Annotated in this window: 21 protein-coding genes; 12 read left to right on the top strand and 9 right to left on the bottom strand. The window is 63.0% G+C overall.

The window, feature by feature from the left end; genetic code table 11:
• Positions 1–8 precede the first annotated feature (8 nt).
• From ACTHL0_RS16295 to ACTHL0_RS16335, 9 genes are all read left to right on the top strand, one after another.
• A complete protein-coding gene (locus tag ACTHL0_RS16295; protein WP_440567842.1) occupies positions 9–1,394 on the top strand; it encodes an LLM class flavin-dependent oxidoreductase in 1,386 nt (461 codons plus the stop codon).
• A gap of 121 nt (positions 1,395–1,515) precedes the next feature.
• A complete protein-coding gene (locus ACTHL0_RS16300; protein WP_440567889.1) occupies positions 1,516–2,586 on the top strand; it encodes a substrate-binding domain-containing protein in 1,071 nt (356 codons plus the stop codon).
• Positions 2,587–2,703: 117 nt separating this feature from the next.
• Positions 2,704–3,945 (top strand): acyl-CoA dehydrogenase family protein, encoded by a 1,242-nt coding sequence (locus ACTHL0_RS16305; protein WP_440567843.1) that lies wholly within the window; start codon positions 2,704–2,706, stop codon positions 3,943–3,945.
• Between the two features lie 81 nt (positions 3,946–4,026).
• Complete coding sequence (sfnG, locus tag ACTHL0_RS16310; RefSeq protein ID WP_440567844.1) at positions 4,027–5,133, top strand: dimethylsulfone monooxygenase SfnG; 1,107 nt, start codon at positions 4,027–4,029, stop codon at positions 5,131–5,133.
• A gap of 85 nt (positions 5,134–5,218) precedes the next feature.
• Positions 5,219–6,010, top strand: a complete 792-nt coding sequence (locus ACTHL0_RS16315; RefSeq protein WP_440567845.1) for an ABC transporter ATP-binding protein — start codon at positions 5,219–5,221, stop codon at positions 6,008–6,010.
• 18 nt (positions 6,011–6,028) lie between these two features.
• Positions 6,029–6,910 carry a branched-chain amino acid ABC transporter permease gene (locus ACTHL0_RS16320; RefSeq protein ID WP_440567846.1) on the top strand — a complete coding sequence of 294 codons (882 nt, stop codon included), beginning with the start codon at positions 6,029–6,031 and terminating at the stop codon, positions 6,908–6,910.
• Positions 6,911–6,922: 12 nt separating this feature from the next.
• The gene (locus ACTHL0_RS16325) at positions 6,923–7,978 is read left to right on the top strand and encodes a branched-chain amino acid ABC transporter permease (RefSeq protein WP_440567847.1); all 1,056 of its coding nucleotides are present in this window, start codon (positions 6,923–6,925) and stop codon (positions 7,976–7,978) included.
• Between the two features lie 99 nt (positions 7,979–8,077).
• Entirely contained in the window at positions 8,078–9,376 is a 1,299-nt protein-coding gene (locus tag ACTHL0_RS16330) for an ABC transporter substrate-binding protein (protein ID WP_440567890.1), read from the top strand.
• Positions 9,377–9,378: 2 nt separating this feature from the next.
• Entirely contained in the window at positions 9,379–10,143 is a 765-nt protein-coding gene (locus ACTHL0_RS16335; RefSeq protein ID WP_440567848.1) for an ABC transporter ATP-binding protein, read from the top strand.
• A 63-nt stretch (positions 10,144–10,206) separates the two neighbouring features.
• Here ACTHL0_RS16335 and ACTHL0_RS16340 read toward each other — a convergent pair whose 3' ends face one another.
• From ACTHL0_RS16340 to ACTHL0_RS16375, 8 genes are all read right to left on the bottom strand, one after another.
• Entirely contained in the window at positions 10,207–10,359 is a 153-nt protein-coding gene (locus ACTHL0_RS16340; RefSeq protein WP_440567849.1) for a hypothetical protein, read from the bottom strand.
• The gene (cydB, locus tag ACTHL0_RS16345) at positions 10,337–11,338 is read right to left on the bottom strand and encodes a cytochrome d ubiquinol oxidase subunit II (protein ID WP_440567850.1); all 1,002 of its coding nucleotides are present in this window, start codon (positions 11,336–11,338) and stop codon (positions 10,337–10,339) included. Before cydB ends, ACTHL0_RS16340 begins: the two co-directional genes overlap by 23 nt.
• Before the next feature lie 53 nt (positions 11,339–11,391).
• The gene (locus ACTHL0_RS16350; protein ID WP_440567851.1) at positions 11,392–12,780 is read right to left on the bottom strand and encodes a cytochrome ubiquinol oxidase subunit I; all 1,389 of its coding nucleotides are present in this window, start codon (positions 12,778–12,780) and stop codon (positions 11,392–11,394) included.
• Between the two features lie 385 nt (positions 12,781–13,165).
• Positions 13,166–13,444, bottom strand: a complete 279-nt coding sequence (locus ACTHL0_RS16355) for a BrnA antitoxin family protein (protein WP_440567852.1) — start codon at positions 13,442–13,444, stop codon at positions 13,166–13,168.
• Positions 13,428–13,730: a BrnT family toxin gene (locus ACTHL0_RS16360; RefSeq protein ID WP_440567853.1), complete on the bottom strand. Its 303-nt coding sequence runs from the start codon at positions 13,728–13,730 to the stop codon at positions 13,428–13,430. The genes ACTHL0_RS16355 and ACTHL0_RS16360 overlap by 17 nt, the downstream gene beginning before the upstream one ends.
• Positions 13,731–13,999: 269 nt before the next feature.
• Positions 14,000–15,829 carry a type VI secretion system baseplate subunit TssF gene (gene tssF, locus ACTHL0_RS16365; protein ID WP_440567854.1) on the bottom strand — a complete coding sequence of 610 codons (1,830 nt, stop codon included), beginning with the start codon at positions 15,827–15,829 and terminating at the stop codon, positions 14,000–14,002.
• A gap of 120 nt (positions 15,830–15,949) precedes the next feature.
• A complete protein-coding gene (treA, locus tag ACTHL0_RS16370) occupies positions 15,950–17,584 on the bottom strand; it encodes an alpha,alpha-trehalase TreA (RefSeq protein ID WP_440567855.1) in 1,635 nt (544 codons plus the stop codon).
• 419 nt (positions 17,585–18,003) lie between these two features.
• Complete coding sequence (locus ACTHL0_RS16375; protein WP_440567856.1) at positions 18,004–18,204, bottom strand: DUF3562 domain-containing protein; 201 nt, start codon at positions 18,202–18,204, stop codon at positions 18,004–18,006.
• Positions 18,205–18,838: 634 nt separating this feature from the next.
• On the opposite strand from ACTHL0_RS16375, the gene ACTHL0_RS16380 reads away from it, so the two are divergent.
• The 3 genes from ACTHL0_RS16380 (at position 18,839) to ACTHL0_RS16390 (ending at position 21,860) form a co-directional block, all read left to right on the top strand.
• A complete protein-coding gene (locus ACTHL0_RS16380; RefSeq protein ID WP_440567857.1) occupies positions 18,839–19,159 on the top strand; it encodes a TonB family protein in 321 nt (106 codons plus the stop codon).
• 450 nt (positions 19,160–19,609) lie between these two features.
• Positions 19,610–20,020 carry a response regulator gene (locus tag ACTHL0_RS16385; RefSeq protein ID WP_440567858.1) on the top strand — a complete coding sequence of 137 codons (411 nt, stop codon included), beginning with the start codon at positions 19,610–19,612 and terminating at the stop codon, positions 20,018–20,020.
• 310 nt (positions 20,021–20,330) lie between these two features.
• Positions 20,331–21,860 carry a PAS domain-containing hybrid sensor histidine kinase/response regulator gene (locus ACTHL0_RS16390; protein ID WP_440567859.1) on the top strand — a complete coding sequence of 510 codons (1,530 nt, stop codon included), beginning with the start codon at positions 20,331–20,333 and terminating at the stop codon, positions 21,858–21,860.
• 35 nt (positions 21,861–21,895) lie between these two features.
• On the opposite strand, the gene ACTHL0_RS16395 is transcribed toward ACTHL0_RS16390, so the two are convergent.
• Positions 21,896–22,522 (bottom strand): glutathione S-transferase family protein, encoded by a 627-nt coding sequence (locus ACTHL0_RS16395; RefSeq protein WP_440567860.1) that lies wholly within the window; start codon positions 22,520–22,522, stop codon positions 21,896–21,898.
• Positions 22,523–22,538: the final 16 nt, after the last annotated feature.

A 22,538-nucleotide genomic window follows, 5' to 3' on the forward strand; every position in this document is an offset into this window, starting at 1 on the left:
CGCTCGTCATGACTCGACAAATTCGTCTCAATGCCTTCGACATGAACTGCGTCGGGCATCAATCGCCGGGCTTGTGGGCCCATCCCCGCGACAACGCGTCGCGCTATCGACAGCTCGACTACTGGACCGGCCTGGCGAAGCTGCTCGAACGTGGCCGGTTCGATGGCCTGTTCATCGCTGATGTGCTCGGCACTTACGACGTCTATCAGGGCAGCGCCGAAGCTGCGATTCGCGAAGCGGCACAGGTTCCCGTCAACGATCCGATTCTGCTCGTCTCGGCGATGGCGCACGTGACCGAGCATCTCGGCTTCGGCGTGACGTGCTCGCTGTCATACGAGCACCCGTATCCGTTCGCGCGCCGCATGTCGACGCTCGATCACCTGACGAACGGGCGGATCGGCTGGAACGTCGTCACGTCGTACCTGGACAGCGCTGCACGCAACGTGGGGCTGCCCGCCCAGGCGAATCACGACGAACGCTATGCGCTCGCCGACGAATATCTGGAGGTCTGCTACAAGTTGTGGGAGTCGTCGTGGGAAGACGATGCGGTCGTGCGCGATGCCGCGCGGCGCGTGTTTACCGAGCCATCGAAAGTCCATCCGATCGGCCATCACGGCCGCTACTACGACGTGCCGGGCATCCATTTGTGCGAGCCATCGCCGCAGCGCACGCCGGTGCTGTATCAGGCCGGCGCATCGAAACGCGGCAAGGATTTCGCCGCTCAGCACGCGGAGTGCATCTTCATCGCGGCGCCGTCGCGCTCGATCCTGAAGGCGTTCGTCGCGGACATCCGCGAACGCGTCAAGCGCTTCGGGCGCGATCCGCACGACGTGCTGATTTTTAATCTGCACACTGTGATCACAGGTGCCACGCAGGCCGAGGCGCATGCGAAACACGCCGACTATCGGCGCTATGCGAGCGACGAGGGCGCCCTCGTGCTGATGTCGGGCTGGACGGGCATCGACTTGTCGAAATATGACCTGGACGAGCCGTTGCGCCATGTCGAAAGCAATGCCGTGCAATCGGCTGTCGAAGCGCTGTCGAGCGCGGACCCGACGCGCGTGTGGACCGTGCGCGAAATCGCGAAGTGGGGCGGGATAGGCGGCCTGGGGCCGGTGACGGTCGGCGATCCGGCGCAAGTGGCCGACGAGCTGCAGTCGTGGGTCGAGGAGACCGACGTCGATGGCTTCAATCTTGCCTATGCGCTGACGCACGAGACGTTCAGCGATTTCGTCGACTTGGTCGTGCCGGAGCTGCAACGGCGCGGGGCCGACAAGACGGACTACGCCCCCGGCACGCTGCGCGAAAAGCTGCACGGGCGGGGCGCGCGGCTCTCCGATCCGCATCCCGGCGCGGGGTACCGCGCGAGACACACGGAGCCCGCCGTCGGATGACACGGCGATGCCCGGGCAAGAACACGTACACGTACGTACACGACCATAGATACCGAGCGAACGACAAAAGGGGCAGCCGATGATTTTATCGAACACAAAGACGAATACCGCCATCCACCGTATGACAGGCGCCACGCGCAAAGCGCCGTTGCGTGCGGCCCTCAATGCGCTCGTGCTGGCATCGGCCGCGCTGGGCATCGGCTCCGCGGCATCGGCCGCTGGCCTGCAGGGCGCGCCGGCGCCGTTCGACAAAGGGGGCGTGAAGATCGCGCTGATCAACTATCTGTCGACAGGCGACTTCTTCCAAGCCTACGAGGCGGGCGCGCAAAAGCAGGCAAAAGCGCTTGGCGTCGATCTGCGCATCTACGAGGGCCGGCAAGACGCAGCCGAAGAGCGCGAGCAGGTCCAGCAGGCGATCAGCCTCGGTGTGTCCGCGATCATCGTGAATCACGGCTTGCCGGAATCGCTGAAGGATGTCGTTCAGCGCGCGCTCGACAAGGGGATCAAGGTCGTCGCGTTCGACGTCAACCTCGACAATCCGAAAGTCCCCCAGATCGAGCAGAGCGACGAGGATCTTGCCACGTTGCTCCTGCAGCAAGCGGTGAAGGACAACGGCAGCACCTTCTCGGCAGGCTACGTGTACGTGGCCGGTTTCGCACCGCTCGACCGTCGCGATGCCGTTTGGCGTGCGTTCAAATCCTCGCATCCGGGCGTGCAGGAAAAGGCCCGCTGGGGCACGGTCGACAACCCGATCGCGCAGTCTGTCGCGAATCAGGCCGCCGCCGCATATCGCGCACATCCGGATATCCGCGTCGTGTTCGCGCCCTACGACGAGTTTGCGCGCGGTGCGAAGCTGGCGGCCGACGAGGCGAACCTCGGCGCGAAGCTGCGCATTTATAGCGCCGATATTTCGACTGCCGATATCACGGCGATCCGCGCGCCGAACAGCCCATGGGCGGCGACTGCCGCCACCAACCCGGCGGTGGTCGGTGCGGTGTCCGTGCGTGCCGCGGCGCTGCAGGTGGCAGGTCAGTCCCTGGACCACCACATCGTGATCAAGCCGACGCTGATTACGCGCGACGATCTCCTGAAGAACGACATTCGCACGATGGCGGAGCTCGGCGAAAAATTTCCCGCGTTTCTGGCAAGCGGCGCCGCAACGGCCGCATGGATCCCGGCCGACGGGAGCTGAGATTCGACGACCGGTTTTTTAAAGCCCGTGCCGCCCGCGCGGTTTGCGGACCGACGCTCAACCGACGCTTAACCGACGCTTAACCGACGCTTAACCGACGCTTAATCGACATACTCCATGACTTCTTTGAACTCCACCGACGCGCCCGTTCTTTCGCGAGGCGCCGATTATGAGCGCGTCGCTTCTCGCTTCCGCCCGATCTTCGAACGTATTGCCGAAGGGGCGGTGGCACGCGAACGTGCTCGTACGCTTCCACACGAGCCAATCGCCTGGCTCAAGCAGGCGGGCTTCGGCGCAGTGCGCATCCCTGTCGCGTATGGCGGCGACGGTCTGTCGCTGCCGCAACTCGTGCAATTGCTGATCGAGCTGGGCGAAGCGGACTCCGCGTTGCCGCAGGCGCTGCGTGGCCATTTTGCTTTCGTCGAGGATCGCCTGAACGCACCCGACGACGCGAACCGCAAGAAGTGGTTCACGCGCTTCGCCGCGGGCGAATTGTTTGGCAACGCCTGGACGGAAATCAACGACGTCGCGATCGGGGACGTCATCACCCGCGTGTCGCACGACGGCAGCCGCTGGGTCCTCAACGGCAAGAAGTTCTATACGACGGGCAGCATCTTCGCGGATTGGATCGATGTCTACGCGCGGCGCGATCCGGACGGCACCGATGTGATCGCGGCCGTCCGCACGAATCAGCCGGGCGTGACCACGACCGACGATTGGGACGGATTCGGCCAGCGCACGACGGGCAGCGGCACGACGGTATTCGAAGCGGCGCATATCGACGAAGAGAACATCATCGATTTCTCGACGCGATTCCGGTATCAGACGGCGTTCTATCAATTGGTGCTGCTCGCCACGATGACGGGTGCGGGGCGTGCGGCATTGCGCGACATCTCGCGTGAAGTGCGCGAGCGCCGCCGTGTCTACAGCCATGGCAACGCATCGTCGGTCAGCGAGGACGTGCAGGTTCAACAGGTCGTGGGTCAGGTCGCGGCGCGCGTGTTCGCCGCCGAAGCGACGGCTGTGCAAGCGGCGCAAGCCTCGCAACGGGCTTACGAAGCGCGCTTCGGCGGCGACGAGCAGGACGAGCGCGACGCGAACATCGCGGCCGAACTCGATTCCGCGCGAGGGCAAATCGCCGTGGCGGCTTTAGTTCTGCAAGCGACTACCGAACTGTTCAATGCGCTTGGCGCCTCGGGGACGAGCGAGTCGCGATCGCTCGATCGCCATTGGCGCAACGTGCGCACGGTCGCATCGCACAACCCGATCATCTACAAGGAACGCATCGTCGGCGCATGGGAGATCAATCGCGCGGAGCCACCGTATGTCTGGCAGATCGGTAATGGCAAGACATCGTAGGCCCTGACGCGTCGCGCCTCTCTCTCCGACTTCGAAACTTCGATTTTAAATTTCGCATTCTTCAATCAACCGGATACTCCCATGAGCAACGTCACATCGCCGCTTGAGGCCGTCAAATTCGCCTACTGGGTGCCGAACGTCAGCGGCGGCCTGGTGGTCAGCACCATCGAACAACGCACGGACTGGAGCCTCGAATACAACCAGAAACTCGCGCAGACCGCTGAGAAAGCCGGCTTCGACTATGCACTGAGCCAAATCCGTTTCACGGCAGGCTACGGTGCGGAGTATCAACATGAGTCGGTGTCTTTCAGCCAGGCCTTGCTGCATGCCACGACCAAACTGAAGGTGCTCGCGGCGATTCTGCCCGGCCCGTGGAACCCGACCGTCGTGGCCAAGCAAATCGCCACGATCGATCATATTTCGAACGGACGCATCGGGATCAATATCGTCAGCGGCTGGTTCAAAGACGAGTTCACGGCAGTGGGCGAACCGTGGCTCGAGCACGACGAGCGCTATCGCCGCTCGAAGGAGTTCATCGAGGCGCTCAAGGGCATCTGGACCACGGACAATTTTACGTACCGAGGCGACTTTTATCGCTTCACGAATTACACGCTGAGCCCCAAGCCTGTGCAACAGCCGCATCCGGAAATCTTCCAGGGCGGAAGCTCGCGCGCCGCGCGCGACAACGCGGCAAGCGTGTCCGATTGGTACTTCACGAACGGCAATACGCCGGAGAACCTGAAGGCGCAGATCGACGACATTCGGGCCAAGGCCGCGAAGAACAATCATCAGGTTCGTATCGGCGTGAACGCGTTCATCATTGCGCGCGACACCGAGGAGGAAGCGAAGGCCGTACTGCGGGACATCATCGATCATGCCCACGTCGAAGCCGTGCATGCGTTCGGCGATGCAGTGAAGCAGGCTGGCAAGGCGTCGCCGGAAGGGGAAGGCAACTGGGCGAAGTCCACGTTCGAAGATCTCGTGCAGTACAACGACGGATTCCGTACCAACCTCATCGGCACCCCCGAGCAGATCGCGCGGCGGATCGTGGCGCTGAAGTCGATCGGCGTCGATCTCGTCCTCGCAGGGTTCCTGCACTTTATCGAGGAAGTCGAGTATTTCGGCAAAAAGGTGCTGCCGCTCGTGCGCGAAATCGAAGCGCGCCAGAGCGAGCAAGTCGCCGCTTGAACACGATGCCCGGCGCAGCGGGGTTGCTGCAGGCGGCTCCGCGCCGCCGCGGCGTTGGAAGTGATTCCTTGCATATGGATCTCCGATGACGATGCTTACTCCGGCCGGTTCGCGGCCGCTGCTGTCGCTCGATCGCATCTCGTTGTCGTTCAACGGCGTGCCCGCCGTCAGCGACATCAGCTTCGGTATCGAAGCCGGCCGCATCAGCGCGCTGATCGGCCCTAACGGCGCCGGCAAGAGTTCGCTGCTGAACGTGATCGGCGGCCTGTACCGACCGCAACACGGCACGCTGCACTTCGACGGCCGCGAATACCGGCGCATCACACCGTACGTCGCCGCGCACGCGGGCATCGGCCGAACGTTTCAGAACATTGCCCTGTTCGCACGAATGAGCGTGTTCGACAACGTGCTGACCGGACGCAGCCTGCTCCGGCGCAGCGGGTGGCTGGCGCAGACGTTGGGCACGCCTGCCGCACGCCGCGACGATGAACGGCAACGCGAATACGCGGAGACGGTGCTCGAGACGCTTCATCTCGAGCGCTATCGGGACACCGAAGCCGGTGCACTGCCGTACGGCATTCGCAAGCGTGTGGAGCTCGCACGCGCGCTGGCCGGTTTGCCGCGTTTGCTGCTGCTGGACGAACCGATGGCCGGCATGAACGCCGAGGAAAAGCAGGCGATGGCCGGCTACATCCGGGAGGCCAATGCGCGCTTTGGCGTGACGGTCGTTTTGATCGAACACGATATCGGCATCGTGATGAGCTTGTCCGACCACGTCATCGTGCTCGACTACGGCCGCAAGATCGCCGATGGCACACCGGCACAGGTGCGTGCCAATCCGGACGTGCTGGCCGCCTATCTCGGCACGCGGCATTAGGCCCTGGGGACCCGAATCATGTCGTTCTTCACCGAAGTGCTCGTGGGCGGACTGCTTGCCGGCGTCATGTACTCGCTCGTCGCGATCGGCTTCGTGCTGATCTTTAAAGCGTCGGGCGTATTCAACTTTTCGCAGGGCGCGCTGGTGCTGTTCGGCGCTTTGACGTTCGTGAGTCTCGTCGAGCGGCAGATCAATCCGTGGCTGGCGTTCGCGCTCACGCTCGTTGCGCTGTCGTTCGTCGCGCTCGCGATCGGGCAGTGGGTTTTGAAGCCGCTCGTTAACCGGCCGCCCATCGTGCTGTTCATGGCAACGCTCGGTCTCAGCCTGATCCTCGAAGGGGCGGCGCAGTTGCTGTGGGGTTCGCAGGTCCATGGTCTCGATCTCGGCATCGACGATCGGCCGCTGGCCATCGGCGGCGTGATGATCAGCCAGTTCGACCTGTTCGCGGCAGGCACAGCCGCCTTGCTCGTCATCGGGCTATCGGCGTTGATGCGCTTCACGCGGTTCGGGCTTTCACTGAGAGCGATCGCCGACGATCCGGTGGCGGCGCTGGCAGTGGGGATCCGGCTCCCGCATATGTGGGCCGCGGTATGGGCGCTTGCCGGGTTGACGAGTCTCGTCGCGGGCCTCGTGTGGGGCGCCCGGCTCGGCGTGCAGTTTTCGCTCTCGCTCGTGGTGTTGAAGGCACTGCCGGTCCTGATCATCGGCGGTTTCTCGTCGATCGGCGGTGCGATCGTCGCCGGGTTGCTCGTCGGGGCCACGGAGAAACTCGCCGAAGTCTATGCCGGCACGGCGATCGGCGGCGGGATCGAGAATTGGTTTCCGTACGTGCTGGCCATGCTGTTCCTGCTGATGCGGCCGTCGGGCCTGTTCGGCGAAACGCCGATCGAACGTGTGTGAGGCCCAAGTCAAATGTCGTCGATCCATCTCCAACCGGTGTCCGCGCACGGTGAACGCGCGCGCAACATCTGGCCGCGCCGTGCGCTGGCGGCGCTTGCCATTGCCGTGCTCATTGCGCTTGCGCGCTTCGGAAGCGATTACTGGCTCGGCGCGATCCTGGTGCCGTTTCTGATCTTGTCGCTGGCTGCGCTGGGGCTCAACCTCGCGACGGGTTATGCCGGACAACTTTCGCTCGGGTCCGCCGCGTTCATGTCGGTCGGCGCTTATACCGCGTACAACCTGGCGGTGCGCGTGCCGGCTCTACCGTTCGCCATCGATCTGCTGTTCGGCGCGGTGGCCTGCGCGGCGATAGGCACCGTGTTCGGGCTGCCGAGCCTGCGAATCCGCGGTTTCTATCTGATCGTCTCCACGCTGGCCGCACAGTTTTTTGTCGAATGGGTCTTCACGCGCGTGAGCTGGTTTTCGCACGACGACGCCTCCGGCGTATTGAGCGCCCCGGTGGTAACCGTGCTGGGACACCGAATCGACACGCCGGGCACGCGCTATCTGCTCGTCCTCGCCGTCGTGGCCGCGACGTTCGCGATGACGGCCCGGCTCGTACGCAGCGAACTGGGCCGACGTTGGATGGCGATCCGCGACATGGAGACCGCCGCCCGCGTGATGGGTTTTCCGGTGGGCCGCGACAAGCTGCTCGCGTTTGCGCTCAGTTCAGCGGTGCTCGGCATTGCAGGCGCGCTCTGGGCATTCGCCTATCTCGGCACCGTTGAGCCGCACGGCTTCGACCTGAACTTGTCGTTCGAGGTGTTGTTCGTCGTGATCATTGGCGGGATGGGGAGCATCGGCGGCAACTTTTTCGGCGCTGCGTTCATGGTGTTGCTGCCGATTCTGTTATCGAACGCCGCCGGGTGGTTGGCGCACCTGGGCATCGAAGCGGGGCAACTGCAAAACCTGCAAAAAATTCTGTATGGCTTGCTTGTCATCGTGTTCTTGATCAAAGAACCGGATGGGCTCGCCCGACTTGTACACAACGCACGCCGGCGGCTATTCGACCGGCGACCGAGGGCCTGAGACTTTCAACGGCAACGAAATTGGAGCGATGAACTGATGAAACGGACAGGATTGAATCGATATCTGCGAGCGGCGGGGCGGCTGATCGCCGCCGGCGGGATGGCCGTGTCGCTGATCGCGGCCGGACAGGGCACGGCGCGCGCTGCCGGGGAGCAGTATTTTCCGCTGCAGAGCTACCGCGTCGGGCCGTATGCAGCTGGCGGGAGCGGCTTTTTCGGCGGCTTCATCGACTACTTACAGCTCGTCAATGCGCGCGACGGCGGCGTCAACGGCGTCAAGCTGACGTGGAGCGAGTGCGAAACGGAATACGTGGTGGAGAAGGGCGTCGAATGCTACGAGCGGCTCAAGCACGGGCTCAACGGCGCGCCGGCCGCGGCGACCAACCCGCTCTCCGTCGGGATTGCGTATGCGACGATCGATCGCTCGACTGCGGACAAGATCCCGCTGATCACGATCAACCACGGCCGGACCGATTCGACTGACGGCGCGGTTTTCCCCTACGTGTTTCCTTTGCAATTGAATCCGTACAGCGAGGTGTCGGCGATCGTCAATTACATCGCGGGGCAATCGGGCGGCCCTGCCGCGCTCAAGGGCAAGAAGATCGTCGTGCTCTATCACGGTTCGCCCTATGGGCGCGAGACCATTCCGGTGCTCGACATCCTGGCGAAAAAGTATGGCTTCGAGCTGACGCAGCTCGAGGTCCCGCATCCGGGCAACGAGCAAGGCTCGCAGTGGCTGACGATTCACCGGATCCATCCCGACTGGGTGATCTTGCGGGGATGGGGGGTGATGAACCCGGTCGCGATCAAGTCCGCGCAGAAGGTCGGCTTCCCCGCCAACCGGATCATCGGCAACATCTGGAGCAATTCGGAGGAGGACGTGCGGCCGGCAGGCGAAGCGGCGAAGGGTTTCATCTCCATCACGACACACCCGTCGGGCACGGATTTTCCCGTGCTGCAGGCAATCGATCAATACGTCGTCAAGCCGGGTAACGGCAACCTCAAGGATGCTGCGCGCTTCGGCACGGTCTACTACAACCTCGGGGTCGTCAACGGTATTCTCAATGTCGAGGCGGTACGCGTCGCTCAGGCGCACTTCGGCGACAAGCCGCTCACGGGCGAGCAGGTGCGGTGGGGCTTCGAGCACCTCAAACTCGACGATGCGCGACTGAAGCAATTGGGCGCCTATGGGCTCGTGCAGCCGTTGAAGCTCACCTGCGCGGATCATGAAGGCGGCGGCGCGGTGCGCTTCCAGCAGTGGGACGGTGCGCACTGGAAGGTCGTCAGCGGCTGGGTGCAGGCCGATCGTGCACTGTTGCGGCCGATCATCGAAAAGTCGGCCAATGCCTATGCAAAGGAAAAGGGCATCACGCCGCGCGATTGCGGGAAGGAGATCTGAGCATGGAGCGGCCGCCGATCCTGCAGGTCGACGATATCGCGGTGACGTACAACGAGCTGGCATCTGCGCTGGGAGGCGTATCGCTGAGCGTCTCCGACGGCGCGATCGTCGCCCTGCTGGGCGGCAACGGTGCGGGCAAGACAACCACGCTGAAGGCCATCTCCAGCCTGTTGCGCGTGGAACGCGGCGCGCTCGCGCGCGGGCGGATTCTTTATCGGGGCACGGACGTGACCGATATCGACCCCTGGCGTCTTGTCGAACGCGGCCTCGTGCAAGTGCTGGAGGGGCGGCGCTGCTTCTCGCGCTTGAGTGTCGAGGACAATCTGCGCATCGGCGCCTTCGTGCGCCGGCCGTCGGCGCGAGCAATCGCCGACGCGCTCGACCGCGTCTATGCGATTTTTCCGCGGTTGAAAACGCGTCGGAACACGGCGGCCGGATACACATCCGGGGGCGAGCAGCAAATGATCGCGATCGGCCGGGCGCTGATGTCGCGGCCGTCGCTCGTTCTGCTGGATGAGCCGTCGATGGGACTGGCGCCGCAGGTCGTCGAGGAAATCTTCGAGACCATCGGCAGGCTCAACCGCGAGGACAAAGTGAGTTTCTTACTGGCGGAACAGAACGCATCCGTCGCCCTGCGCCATGCACGCGAGGCATACGTGCTCGAAAGCGGGCGCGTCGTCGCGCACGGCACGCCGGAGCACCTGCGGCAGATCGATGCAATGCGCGACGCGTATCTCGGTGCCGCGCCGGCGCCCATCGAGGACTGAACCGCAAGTGGCCGATACTGATGCGATGGGATACGCGCGCTGGCGCGGCCGAATGCCGGCGCGCTACCTCGAAACGGCGAACAGCGTCGCGTTCATGAGCAGCTTGAACGCTTCGCCGACCAGCATCGCGCCGCCGACGCCCACGCACCACAGCAAAACGAACCACGCCCAGCGGGGTAAGGCCCCGCGCCGCTTAATGGTAGTGATGCTCGCCATGGCGCACCTTTCCGCGAAACACCCAGTACCCGAGCATCGTGTACGCCATGATGACCGGCAAGATCACGACGGCGCCCGTCAGCGTGAACGTCAGACTGCGCTCCGGCGCCGCGGCTTGCCAGAGCGTGACCGACGAAGGGATCGCATACGGCCATAGCGTAGCGAGCAACCCGGCATAGCCGAGCACGACGAAGCTCATGGCCAGCACGAACGGGAGCGTGTGATGACGATCGTTCGCCGCGCGGCGCATCAGGTAGGCGCAGATCGCGACGAGGAACGGTGCGGGCAGCATACGGTGAAACCACTGAGCGCTGAACCAGCGCGCGGCAACCTCGGGTTCTTGCAACGGTGTCCAGATGCTGACGGCGACGATGAAGGCGATCAACACGAGCGTAAGCGGCCAGACCAGGCGGTGCAGGCGGCGTTGCAGATCGTCCTCGGTCTTCGCGATGAGCCAGCAACATCCAAGCAGCGCGTAGGTGGCGACGACGCCGAGCCCGGTCAGCAGCGTGAAGGGCGTGAGCCAGCCGAACGCATCGCCGGCGAACTCGCCGTTCGCGAGCGGGATGCCTTGGACGAATGCACCGAGCGAAATGCCCTGAAAGAACGCCGCGCCGGTGGAGCCGCCGATGAACGCGAGATCCCACAGATGTTTCGTGCGCGAGGCTTTACCGCGCAGCTCGAACGATACGCCGCGCAAGATCAGGCACACGAGCATGGCGATGAGCGGGAGATAGAGCGCCGACAGTACCGTCGCATAGACAATCGGGAATGCGCCGAACAACGCGGCGCCGCCGAGCACGAGCCAGGTCTCGTTGCCGTCCCAGACCGGTGCGACGGTGTTCATCATCAGATCGCGTTCGCGCTCGTTGGGAAAGAGGGGAAAGACGATCCCGATGCCGAGATCGAAGCCGTCGAGCACGACGTAAATCAGCAGGCCGAGCGCGATGATCGCAGCCCAGATCAAGGTGACATCCATGGTAATCCTCGAATGACGAAAGGCAGATATCGGTAGACGTTGTTCAAGTTCGATCAGGCTGTCATCGCGAGTGCGCGCCGGCCGCCCGGGCGGGCCTCGTGGGCGTCGTCGTCTTTCGGGGTGACATGGGGGCCCGCATGCATGAGCTTGAGCATGTAGTAGATGCCGGTGCCGAAAACGAGGAAGTACACGACGACGAACGCCATCAGCGAGATGCCGACTTGTTGCGTGGTGAGCGGCGACACGCCCTGCGACGTACGCATGACGCCGTACACCACCCACGGCTGGCGGCCGACTTCCGTCGTCACCCAGCCCGCCAGCAGCGTGACGAAGCCGCTCGGGCCCATCAGGAGCGCGAAGCGATGTAACCAGCGCGCGTCATAGAGCCGGCCGCGGCGATCGACGAGCCAGGCCGCCACGGCCAGCACGATCATCAAGATGCCGAGCCCGACCATGATGCGAAAGCTCCAGAACACGACCGTCGAATTCGGGCGCTCGTCGCGCGGGAAAGACTTCAGGCCGCGGATCTCTCCGTCCCAGGTATGCGTGAGCAGCAGGCTGCCCAAATGCGGCACCGACAGCGCATAGCGCGTCGTCTCGGCTTGCATGTCGGGCACGCCGAACAGATTGAGGGCCGTGCCGTTCGTTTCGGTATCCCAGAGCCCTTCGATGGCCGCGATCTTGGCCGGCTGGTAGCGCAGCGTGTTCAGCCCGTGCTGATCGCCGACGAACGCTTGCAGCGGGGCCAGCGCGAGCAGCATCCACAGGGCCATCGAAAACATCTTCTTGACTGCCGGGTCGCGCCGGCCTTTCAGCAAATGCCACGCACCCACAGCAGCGACGACGAGCGCGGCCACGAGGAACGCGGCCAGCGTCATATGCACGAGGCGGTAGGGGAAGGACGGATTGAAGACGATCTCGAACCAGTCGACCGGAACGGCGCGGCCGTCTTCGATCGCAAAGCCTTGCGGCGTCTGCATCCAACTGTTCGAGGCGAGGATCCAGAAGGCCGACACGAGCGTGCCGATCGCAACCGTGAGTGTGGCGGCGAAGTGCGCGCGCGGCCCTACGCGGTTCCAGCCGAATAGCATGATGCCGAGAAAGCCGGCTTCGAGAAAGAAGGCGGTCATGACCTCATAGGTCAGCAGCGCACCGGTGATCGGCCCGGCGAATTTCGAAAAACCGGCCCAATTCGTCCCGAACTGATAGGCCATGACGACGCCCGAGACCACGCCCATGCCGAATGCGACGGCGAAGATTTTCGACCAGAACAGGCACAAGTCTTTGTAATAGGCTTTGCCGGTTTTGAGCCATCGCCATTCGAGCACGGCGATGAAACTGGCTAACCCGATGCTCAGTGCGGGAAAGACGATATGAAACGAAATGGTGAAGGCGAATTGAATGCGCGCAAGATCGAAGGCGCTGAACGTGGAAGAGTCCATAGCTGATACCAGTACCGGTGACGAGCGACGCGCGCCGGCCGTTGTCGACGCGCACTGCATGAGCAGCCGGTCGACAGCGTAGATCAGCGGGAGAAAAAATGCTGCACCGCGGATATCGGGCCGCATGGAAGCGCGGTGCGGCAATTTACCGTATAGACATGCCTTAACGCGCTGACGGAAAAGCAAAAAATCGATGCGCCGCAGCATGCGGCCGCGGTGACGAGCGCGACGATGTGCGGCAATCGACCACGCTCATGCTTGCGGCTTGATTGATGAGTGTCGGCTGCGAGGGGGCGCCGGGTGCTGGCGCGCACTCGCGGGCGCAATGAGTGATGGTCGGGAATGCAGATCGATCCTATTGACGATGCGCTCGTAGCCCGCGTGGCTATGCCAGACGATGTTCGTCGAGCCATTCCCGCAGCGCATTGTTCATCCGGGTTTGCCATCCCTCGCCGGTCGTTCTGAACCGTTCGATGATGTCGGCGTCGTAGCGGACGGTCAGTGCCACCTTCGGGTGCTCGAGCTTCGGCCTTCCCCCGCGCCGCTTCATTTGCGCGAATTGAGCATCCGAAGGCACGAAGGTATCGGGATCGGCGGCGATGCCCCGTTCGATTGCAGCGTCTTCTTCGGGCGTGGGGATGTGCAGCTTAGGTTTGCTCGACATAGCGTTTGACCTCTCTCGAATTTGCCTTACGCAAGCTGATGACTCGGAATGTGCTGCCGCGCTGCGTGAACACGACGCAGTACAGATACCCGTTGATGTGCGCGTAGCCGATTTCGCGCAACTCGCCATAATCGCGACGGCCGTCAGGCGCGCACCAGACCTCCGGCCAGTCGATCGATTCGGCGAGCCTGAGCGATACACCATGCTTGCTCCAATTGGCTTCGCTTTTGGCTGGATCGAAGGTAGTTCTGGCCGTTCGGGTAATTATTGTAGTTACGAAAAACATAACGTGCAAGCCTTATTTGTAGTGACAAAAAGTGGCGGCTTGCGCGGGGCGCGTTCGGGCTACGATCCGTAGCCGATGGGGGTACTCGTCGATATCAGACAGGAGGGTAGGTACGCAAAACCGCCGCACCGGAGCATAGATATCTCGTTTTGGTCGTGCGACAGTCGCACGCCGACGTTGGCCGTATGGCCGGTTCGCCCGCCGGCCTCATGGCATTGGGGACCCCGGCCAGGCAGCCGATCGTCGTTGTTCGTTTCAGTCCGGTTGGCTCAAAGCAGCGCCATGGCCCCCTGCCGCGGCTCGCACCGGCGCAGCAATGCACCTGTCGCCTTCGCAATGACGACGAGTTGCACGAAGCTGTTTTCAGGCGCGAACGGGGCGAAGAAACGATCCATCAAGTCGATGAAGGCGCTGATGCTGCTGCCCGAAAACGCTTGTTCGTCGATGGCGAGCGTGACCTCGATGCCACGCACGAGCGAAGGGCAGGGCTCCATGACGATCCATTGCATCGCGGAGCGCGATCCAACGAACGTGATGCCTTCGATATGACGCGCGGGCGTGGGCGAAAGCGCGGCGAACTGCCGCAATAGACGCTTGATTTCGTCGAGCCCCGCAGTGCTCAGCGACGCAGCGTGCGGCGTGAACTGCGAAAGCAGACGCCACAGTGCGCCGTGGGTTTGCTGCGCACGGACGCTTTCGGTCGGGCGGCGCAGCAATACGAGCCGGCAGGCCACCGAACCGCCCTCGATCATCAGATCACCGCCAGCCGCGCCATACGGCAGCATCGCCGGAAGATTGCGGTTCGTACAGGTGACGTCGACGGCAACCTGCGCAACGGGGACGGCCGCCGGGTGGCCGTCGAGCCCAACGAACGCGAGCATCGTGCGTTGCGCGTCGCGGTGCTCCGGATCGGCTTCGGTGCGCGTGGCCCAATAGGGCCCGCTCAGTGCGGCGGCACTGCCGTGCATGAGACTGAAAAATGGCTGGAATGCCGTCGGACTGGACGCGGATTGCTTTTCGGGGTAGACCGCATCGACCGAATAGACCTCGAAATCCGAAGCGCTTGCCGATTTCTGCACTTTCGGCGTGACGGGATACGATTTCGCGAGCACATCGACTTTAATCGGCTCGGCTTTCGTCGGAAACAGATTGACGATAGGCGTGCAAAAGAGCTTGAGGTGCTTTTCGCTCAATTGCGCCATGCGTTGCCCGCCCCACGAATCGTCGTGCAACCCTTCGATCGCCACGTACAGCGTCAGCGTTTTGCACGGGCCGGTGGCGGCCAGCATCGAGGCCGCATCGAGATCGAGGAAATCGAATTTATCGGGGAACGCGAAATATTCCGTGAGGAGCCGGAATGGCACGCCGACGGCGCCGTCCGCATCGACAAGCGCGTCGTTCGGGTCGAAGCCCACTGCCCGGATCGGCAGACGATCGAGCGCGATCCACCGCCCCGAACCGTCGGCTTCGACGAACGCCTTGCTTGCCCGCAGCAAGAGCGTATCGGTCAACGTCGTGACGATTTCGCGTTGGCCCTGTGCGTGCAGGCGAATCGTGCGGGGCGCGATGACGTGCAGCCCCGCGGCGGCCGATGCCTGAGCGAGTGTAATGGCGACGAGCCCCGAAGTTTCCGGCGGCAGGGTGGCATTGGCGGGCGCCGAGGCACTGCGCAAATAGCGCGCGGCCTTGATGCGGATCGGCGCGAGCGTCACATCGTAGGCGGTGCGAAAGCGGCACGGCCGGTCTTTCGTCACGAGATCGGTTCCGCGCGCGATCGTCACCGGGCCCGACAGGCCTTCGAACAGCCCCTCGATATCGAATTCGACGATCGAGCACGACGGATAGGCGCGCAGGTACTGCGGATACAGCGCCTGCAGCATGCCTTCGGTGAACTCGGGGTAGTCGTCGTCGAGCCGGGTATCGATGCGGGCGGCGAGCAGCGCGAACGATTGCAGCATGCGCTCGACGTGAGGATCGTCGGAGTGTTCACCCGAAACGGCCAGCCGTGCGGCGATTTTCGGATAGCGCGCCGCAAAATCGTGCAATGAGCGGCGCAGCATGGCGAGTTCTCGTTCGTAATGCGGCAGCAGGTCTTCCATTGAAAATCCGGGTTTGAGAAAACGTGCGAATGGGGCCGCGGTATCGCGGGAATATTCGGCGACTCGAATATTACTACCGATACGCGTTCGAGCCGCCGTGCACGGCCTTGATTCGAACCGTTATTCGCCCGGCGCGTACAAATCGAGCAGTTTCAACGTGACGCCGTTTGTCCAGCCGAAGCCGTCCTGCAGCGGATATTCGCCGCCTCCGCCGCCGCCCGCATTAGGACCTTCCACGACGTATTTCTCGACGAGCTTTTGGTCGGATGCATAGACTTGCTTCACATCCGCCAGAAACCGGGTGCCGACTTCTTTCCCGAATTGACGATCGCCGTAATGGCGTGCGCCTTCGATCGCCAGCCAATGCAAAGGCGCCCATCCGTTCGGCGCGTCCCATTGCTGCCCGGTTTGGATCGTCGTCGTCGCCAGGCCGCGCGGCTCGAGCAGTTGAGCTTGCACCGTGCGCAGGGTATCGATCGCGCGCCTGGGCCAGGCCGCGCGCACGGCAAGCGGATACACGGCGGCGGCCGATACGTTGCCGGTCAGCGTGCCCGTTCGCCAATCGTAATCGCCGTAATACCCTTTAGGGTTCCAAAGATATTGGTTGATGGCGTAGGCGCGCCGCTCGGCCTTTTGCACATAATCGCCGGTGCAGCGGAAATCGCGCGACAGCGCGCACCCCTTGGCGATGGTTGCTTCCAGCGCGAACAAAAGGCTATTCAGATCGACGGGGACGATCGACGTCGTGCGGATCGTCGCGAGCGTTTGGCCGTCGGCGAGCCAGCGCGAACTGAAGTCCCACCCCGATTCGGCGGCCGCGCGCAAATCGCGGTACACCTCCTTCGGATCGCGGCCCGGCGCTTGGCGTGCCGTCGTGACGTCCTCGTAATACGACTCGTCGCGCGGCGTGTCGCGCTCGTCCCAATAGCGGTTCAGCACGGTGCCGTCCTTGAGCACGACGACATTGCGTGCCGCTTGTCCGCGCTGCGTCGTCTCGGCGCCCTTCATCCAGTAGGCGTATTCCTTCTTCAGCTCGGGCAGATACTTCCGATAGACTCGTTCGCCTTCGGCCTTGGCGGCCAATTGGACCATGAGGCCGAAGAAAGGCGGTTGCGAGCGGCTGAGGTAGTAGGTGCGATTGCCGTTCGGAATGTGACCGAATTGATCGATCTCGTAGGCGAAGTCGTCGAGCATATCGTCGACGAGATCTTCATGTCCCGATTCCTGTAGCCCCAGCATCGTGAAATAGGTGTCCCAGTAGTAGCCTTCGCGGAAGCGTCCGCCGGGTACGACGTAGGGCTTGGGCAGCGGAATCAGCGAACTGTATGGCGCGACGTCGGCCGCCGTCGTCGTTCGCGTGAGCTTCGGCCACAGCCAATCGATATGCTCGCGCAGCGTTTGCCCGCTGGGCGGGGTAATGACGGGCTCGCTCGGCAACGTGAAATGCGCGAGTACGAACTGCTTCAAATCGAAATTCGATTGGCCCTTCGACTGTTCGTACTGCTGAACGATCGTCGCCGGATCGCTGGTGGGGACGGCATCGACGAACGTTTTCTGATCGGGAAAGATCTGCTGCATTTGAACGGCGACGAACAAATCGCCGTAGAGCTCCGACGGCGGCGCCGGCAAAGTGGAGGCAGCATCGGCGTGACATAAGGGGGAAGCGGCCAATCCGGCCAACAACATGAGGCGGGCGATGCGGGAGGCGCGCGCGCGCATGGCGCCCTGGCGATGCGGAAGGGACGATTCGAACATGGCTTCTCCATGGAGTGGAATGGTTCGTTTTTGGTCCCCTCGTTTTCAAAGCCGATCCGCAGACGGCCACCCCAGGCAGTGGTTCGGCGATTCTGCATGCGGATAAATTAAAAGAAAAATCGATAGGAAGCCGTGCCATGCCGAAATGCGGTGGATTTCCGATTGGTTGGCGGCCGATGAAATAGACGATGTTGTCTATTCCGGCAGAGATTGAAGCGGTTTCTCGCGCAGCGATTCCAGGGAGTGACCGTAGGCGCGCGGGCATACGAAGCCGCGCGCCCGCTCACCGTGCGGAAACAGACCGGCGCATGAGACGCCTGATTCCCAGGCGCCCCGAACTGGACGAACGATCGGCCGGAGGACGCAACAACGGCGACGGCGACGGCGCCGCACGCCGTCGCACGATCAGATCGGATGAATCAGTGATGGTCCTGCTCGCGCTGGCTGCGCAGATCTTCGCGCACGCGTTTCGTGACGAGCACGGGGAGGTAATCGGTGACGTGGGCGCCGTCGCTGAACGCTTGCCAGGTCCGGGACACCATTGCCGATACGGTTTCGCGCGGGACGCCGGTGTCGCTTGCGATCGATTGCGCCAGTTCGTCCACGTTCGGTTGAGTCATCTTCGATCTCCGCGACTGGGGCGAGGCGGACAGATAGGTGCCGCGCGCCCTCCGGCTTATTTAAGAACATCTTGGCCTTGATGCCAATTGAATTGACCTATCGCACTCGCGGCGCTGTGTCGCCGCGCACGCCGAGCCGAGGTGTCAGCCTCCGAGCGTTTGTCTTGACGATGAAAGCTCAATAGCGGTCCTGCGAGTCAGGTCACGACCCGCTTTAGTCTGATGAATAATGCGGATACGCGGATAATAGCGATTTAAAATAACGTCTCGCAAACGATTGCGGCTGATGTGATTCGGTTGTCAAGATTTCCGGGTAATTGCCGTTAAAGGCATGCATGCGCCGGCCATTGCTGGGTCGAGCGAACGTCACTTTGTCCGAACCAATATGAAAACGAAAAAAACAGCATGCATCATCGGGGCTCTGATCCTGGCAGGTTGCGCCGCCATCCGCGAGTCGGATCAATGTCCGATTCAAACACGATTCGGTCAACGCGTGCCGGTGTGTGCGTCGCAAGCCATTGCTCCTCGGACGACGGTCCCGTCCGCGCCGGTGCTGGCTGCGGTTACATCACCTGCCCCTTCGGTCGCCGCATCGACAACCTCGTCTCCTTCCGCCGTGTCGTCGCACGAACGAGTGATCACGAAGGAGGTGGCCGGAAAGGAGATCACCTGCCATATTCCGGCTCCCGACTATCCGAGCGAAGCGCGGCAGGCCCATCAGACGGGGACGGTCATCGTTCGCATCACCGTGTGGCCACCGAACATCGTCAAGCAATTGACGTTGGCGGAGTCGGGCGGCAATGCGTCGCTCGATGCAGCCGCGATGAGGGCCGCCGAAGGGACGGTTTGCACGGATGCCGAGCAACGCTTCCAGTTGTTCCAGTCGTTTCAGTTCAATGCGTCGAAGGGCGCGAGTGTGCAATCGGGCGAAAACGCGACGACGCTCGTGCGATAGGAGAATGGGATGGCCGGGCTGTCGATGAAGCCGTCGCATGCGAGCGTGCACGCGCGATGCGCTCAGCGTCATCGCGGCCCTCCGCTGCCACGTGCCACGTCCGGTAATGGGGGCAAAGGCAGGACCGCTTGAAAGGGGCAGGACACGCGGCAGCCGGCACGGCTCGTCGATCCGGCTTGCTCGGACATTTCTCAGCGAGAAGACGCCATTCGCTGCTTCAGCGTCTGTTTATGGCTCGCAATATGAAAGTCATCGTCGTAACTTGGCATCGTGGTATCGTCCGCCCCGGCTCCCGTCGCGACATCTTCACGATGCGCGTCGGCCGTGGCCGACATCCGCTGCAGCTTCCGCGTGTCACTTCCGCGTGTGCAACTTCCGCGTGTGCAACTTCCGCGAGGGTGAAACGGTCCGAGGGGCTGGCGTAGGTATCGATAGCGACAACATACGGTAATGAACGGACTGATGAGACTCGAACAGGTGACGGTGGTCGTCGTTGAGGACGATGCCTCCAGCAGAGAGTCGCTTGCAATGGTGCTTGAATCCGAGGGCGCGCGGGTTGTGGCCGCGGCCGACGCGGAGGAAGGGGTGGAGGCGGCGCTGAAGATGGCGCCGGATGCCGTCATCTGCGACATCGACTTGCCCGCCATGGATGGTTTTTACCTGATCCAGCGGCTGCGCGATGACGAAATCCGTAACGATCGCCCACCCGCCGTGGCGTTGGCACTGACGGGGCACACTGACGAAGCCTATCGTCTGCGCAGTATCGGCGAGGGGTTTCATCACTTCATGAGAAAGCCGGCCGAGCCGGAGCGGCTGGTGTCGTTGCTCGCGGACGCCGTTGCGGCGCGCGCCATCGGCTAATGTGCCCAGCAGCCCCAAGGCTGCAGCAGTTTTTGCAAAAGCCATTGTCAAAGTTGCTCTCGCAACGATAGGCGGGCAACGGGCGTTTCGCTTACGTGGGCTAACGCGGCAGTGCACGCGGGACGCGGCGCGCGCGCACGTTCAAGGGCGCTCGCCCGGGCAGGCGCTAGGGCCTCATAGGCATGGGTTGTGCTTTGAAGGTTTCTCAGCGGCAACTCCATGTCGCACTTTCCAAAAATCAAACGCCGCCGTTATGCGTCCGGATAGCTTTGTCAGCGATAGTCAGCCCCCTCCGCCACCGCCCCGACCCGTGGTGACGTCTGAAGAGCGTCTCCGGATTCTGCTCGAGTCCGTCCAGGACTACGCCATTTATCTGCTCGACCCCAATGGTTGTATCGTCAGTTGGAATAGCGGTGCCGAGAAGATCAAGGGATATACCGCGCAAGAGGTTCTGGGGCAGCACTTCTCGATGTTCTATCCGCCTGACGACGTGGCCAACGGCACGCCGGCGGCGGAGCTCGATACTGCGGCCAGGACGGGCCGGGTCGAGGATGAGGGCTGGCGTGTGCGCAAGGACGGCACGATGTTCTGGGCCAACGTTGTCATCACGGCCGTCTATGCCCCGGGCCGGGATGGGCGGCGGCTGCAAGGCTTTGCGAAAGTCACTCGCGACATGACCGAGCGCAAGCGTCTACGCGAGCTCGAGGCCGCGAGCCAGCATATGAACGAGTTTCTGGCGACGCTCGCGCACGAATTGCGCAATCCGCTCGCCCCCGTCAGCAATGCGCTGAGCGTCATGATGCTCGAGCCGCTGGTGAGCCCGACGCTACGGCAGTGCCGCGACATGATCGATCGCCAGATTTCGCATTTGACGCGTCTCGTCGACGATTTGCTCGACGCCGGACGTGTGACCACGGGAAAGGTGGCGCTGCGCCTGGAGCCCGTCGAACTGTCGGATGTCGTCGTGCGCGCGATCGAGATGATTCGTCCGCATGTGGCCTCGCGTCAGCAAGCGGTCGAAGTGCGTGTGCCGCCGACGGGGATCGTCGTCAACGGCGACGGAACGCGGCTTGTGCAAGTTGTACAAGGCTTGCTCAACAACGCATCGAAATTTTCCGAGCATGGGGGGCGAATCGGTGTCGAAGTCGACAAAGTCGGCACGTTCGCGCGCTTGCGCGTATCGGACGAGGGCTGTGGTATCGACGCCGCCGCGCTCGAATCGATCTTCGATTTGTTCGTGCAAGCCGACAACCGCTTCGAGCGCAAGGAAAGCGGGCTCGGAATCGGGCTGACGCTATGCCGCTGGCTCGTAGAGATGCATGGCGGATCGATCCAAGCGACCAGTGACGGCCTGGGGTGCGGTGCCACCTTCACCGTGCGGTTGCCTTTGTTCTCCGTGCAAGATGCGGCCAACGACGAAGGCATGGGCTGCGACGCGCGTGGCCGCGGCGATGCCGGGACGTTGACGGTACTCGTTGTCGACGACAACTGCGATTCCGCGGACAGCATGGCGATGCTGCTGCGCATGAAGGGACACCGCGTGCAGGTGGCGTACAGCGGCGCGCAGGCGCTCGAAGCCGCCAGCCAGGCCGGGAGGATCGACGTCGCGCTCATCGATCTCGCGATGCCGGGCGTCGACGGGTTCGCTGTTTTACGTCAGCTGAAAGGCACGAAGGCGCTCGAGCACGCGTGCTTCGCGGCCATGACGGGATTCGGACAGGAAAGCGACGTCGCGCGCTCGCTCGATCAGGGCTTCGATCTGCACCTGACCAAACCGGTCCAGCTGCCGCTGCTCGACACGTTGCTCGAACGAGCTGGCGAGCGGCGTCAGCAGTCATGAAGCGCCGGTGACGCTTCGGGCCGCCTTTTGCCGCGTCAAGTCAGGGGCAGATCGATGTACTTCTTGAAACCGGCGCGCTGCGTCAGCCGCTGGTACCACCGTTCGAGGCTCGGCATGGGCGGGCGATCGATGCCTTCGACGCCGAACCAGCGCTTGGCGAATGAGCCCAACACGATATCGGCGATCGTGAACCGGTCGCCCTCGGGGTGAAAGCGCCCCTGCAGATGCCCGTCCACGATCTTCCATCGAGCGATCAGCGTTTTCAGGTTCGTGGCCAGCCCTTCCATGTCGCGTTGCTCGGGCGGCGTGCGCACGAGGGTCAGGAAGACAGGCCGCTCCGCGGGCGCCAGCGTCGAGATCGACCAATCGAGCCAGCGATCGATGCTCGCGCGCAACTGCGGATCGGCGGGATAGAGCGAACTCGACGCGCCGTATTGCATCGCGAGATAGCGCAGAATCGAATTCGATTCCCATAGGACGAACGCGCCGTCCACGAGCGTGGGGATTTGTCCGTTAGGATTGAGCTCCCGGTAGTCGGGATCGTTGACGCGGCCGAACTGCAGGCCGGCATCGACGCGCTCGAACGGCAGGCCCAGCTCGTCGCAGCACCATAGCAGCTTTTGCACGTTGACCGAGTTGGCTCGTCCCCAAATCGTCAGCATTTAACTTTCCTCCGGA

Source organism: Trinickia sp. (assembly GCF_051961175.1).
In the GTDB taxonomy this organism is placed as follows: Bacteria; Pseudomonadota; Gammaproteobacteria; order Burkholderiales; family Burkholderiaceae; genus Trinickia.

Bases quoted from the DNA above. Each gene is read 5' to 3' on its own strand.
- ACTHL0_RS16295 (WP_440567842.1), top strand. From the start codon at position 9: ATGACTCGACAAATTCGTCTCAATGCCTTCGACATGAACTGCGTCGGG.
- ACTHL0_RS16300 (WP_440567889.1), top strand. From the start codon at position 1,516: ATGACAGGCGCCACGCGCAAAGCGCCGTTGCGTGCGGCCCTCAATGCG.
- ACTHL0_RS16305 (WP_440567843.1), top strand. From the start codon at position 2,704: ATGACTTCTTTGAACTCCACCGACGCGCCCGTTCTTTCGCGAGGCGCC.
- sfnG (WP_440567844.1), top strand. From the start codon at position 4,027: ATGAGCAACGTCACATCGCCGCTTGAGGCCGTCAAATTCGCCTACTGG.
- ACTHL0_RS16315 (WP_440567845.1), top strand. From the start codon at position 5,219: ATGACGATGCTTACTCCGGCCGGTTCGCGGCCGCTGCTGTCGCTCGAT.
- ACTHL0_RS16320 (WP_440567846.1), top strand. From the start codon at position 6,029: ATGTCGTTCTTCACCGAAGTGCTCGTGGGCGGACTGCTTGCCGGCGTC.
- ACTHL0_RS16325 (WP_440567847.1), top strand. From the start codon at position 6,923: ATGTCGTCGATCCATCTCCAACCGGTGTCCGCGCACGGTGAACGCGCG.
- ACTHL0_RS16330 (WP_440567890.1), top strand. From the start codon at position 8,078: ATGGCCGTGTCGCTGATCGCGGCCGGACAGGGCACGGCGCGCGCTGCC.
- ACTHL0_RS16335 (WP_440567848.1), top strand. From the start codon at position 9,379: ATGGAGCGGCCGCCGATCCTGCAGGTCGACGATATCGCGGTGACGTAC.
- ACTHL0_RS16340 (WP_440567849.1), bottom strand. From the start codon at position 10,359: ATGGCGAGCATCACTACCATTAAGCGGCGCGGGGCCTTACCCCGCTGG.
- cydB (WP_440567850.1), bottom strand. From the start codon at position 11,338: ATGGATGTCACCTTGATCTGGGCTGCGATCATCGCGCTCGGCCTGCTG.
- ACTHL0_RS16350 (WP_440567851.1), bottom strand. From the start codon at position 12,780: ATGGACTCTTCCACGTTCAGCGCCTTCGATCTTGCGCGCATTCAATTC.
- ACTHL0_RS16355 (WP_440567852.1), bottom strand. From the start codon at position 13,444: ATGTCGAGCAAACCTAAGCTGCACATCCCCACGCCCGAAGAAGACGCT.
- ACTHL0_RS16360 (WP_440567853.1), bottom strand. From the start codon at position 13,730: ATGTTTTTCGTAACTACAATAATTACCCGAACGGCCAGAACTACCTTC.
- tssF (WP_440567854.1), bottom strand. From the start codon at position 15,829: ATGGAAGACCTGCTGCCGCATTACGAACGAGAACTCGCCATGCTGCGC.
- treA (WP_440567855.1), bottom strand. From the start codon at position 17,584: ATGTTCGAATCGTCCCTTCCGCATCGCCAGGGCGCCATGCGCGCGCGC.
- ACTHL0_RS16375 (WP_440567856.1), bottom strand. From the start codon at position 18,204: ATGACTCAACCGAACGTGGACGAACTGGCGCAATCGATCGCAAGCGAC.
- ACTHL0_RS16385 (WP_440567858.1), top strand. From the start codon at position 19,610: ATGAACGGACTGATGAGACTCGAACAGGTGACGGTGGTCGTCGTTGAG.
- ACTHL0_RS16395 (WP_440567860.1), bottom strand. From the start codon at position 22,522: ATGCTGACGATTTGGGGACGAGCCAACTCGGTCAACGTGCAAAAGCTG.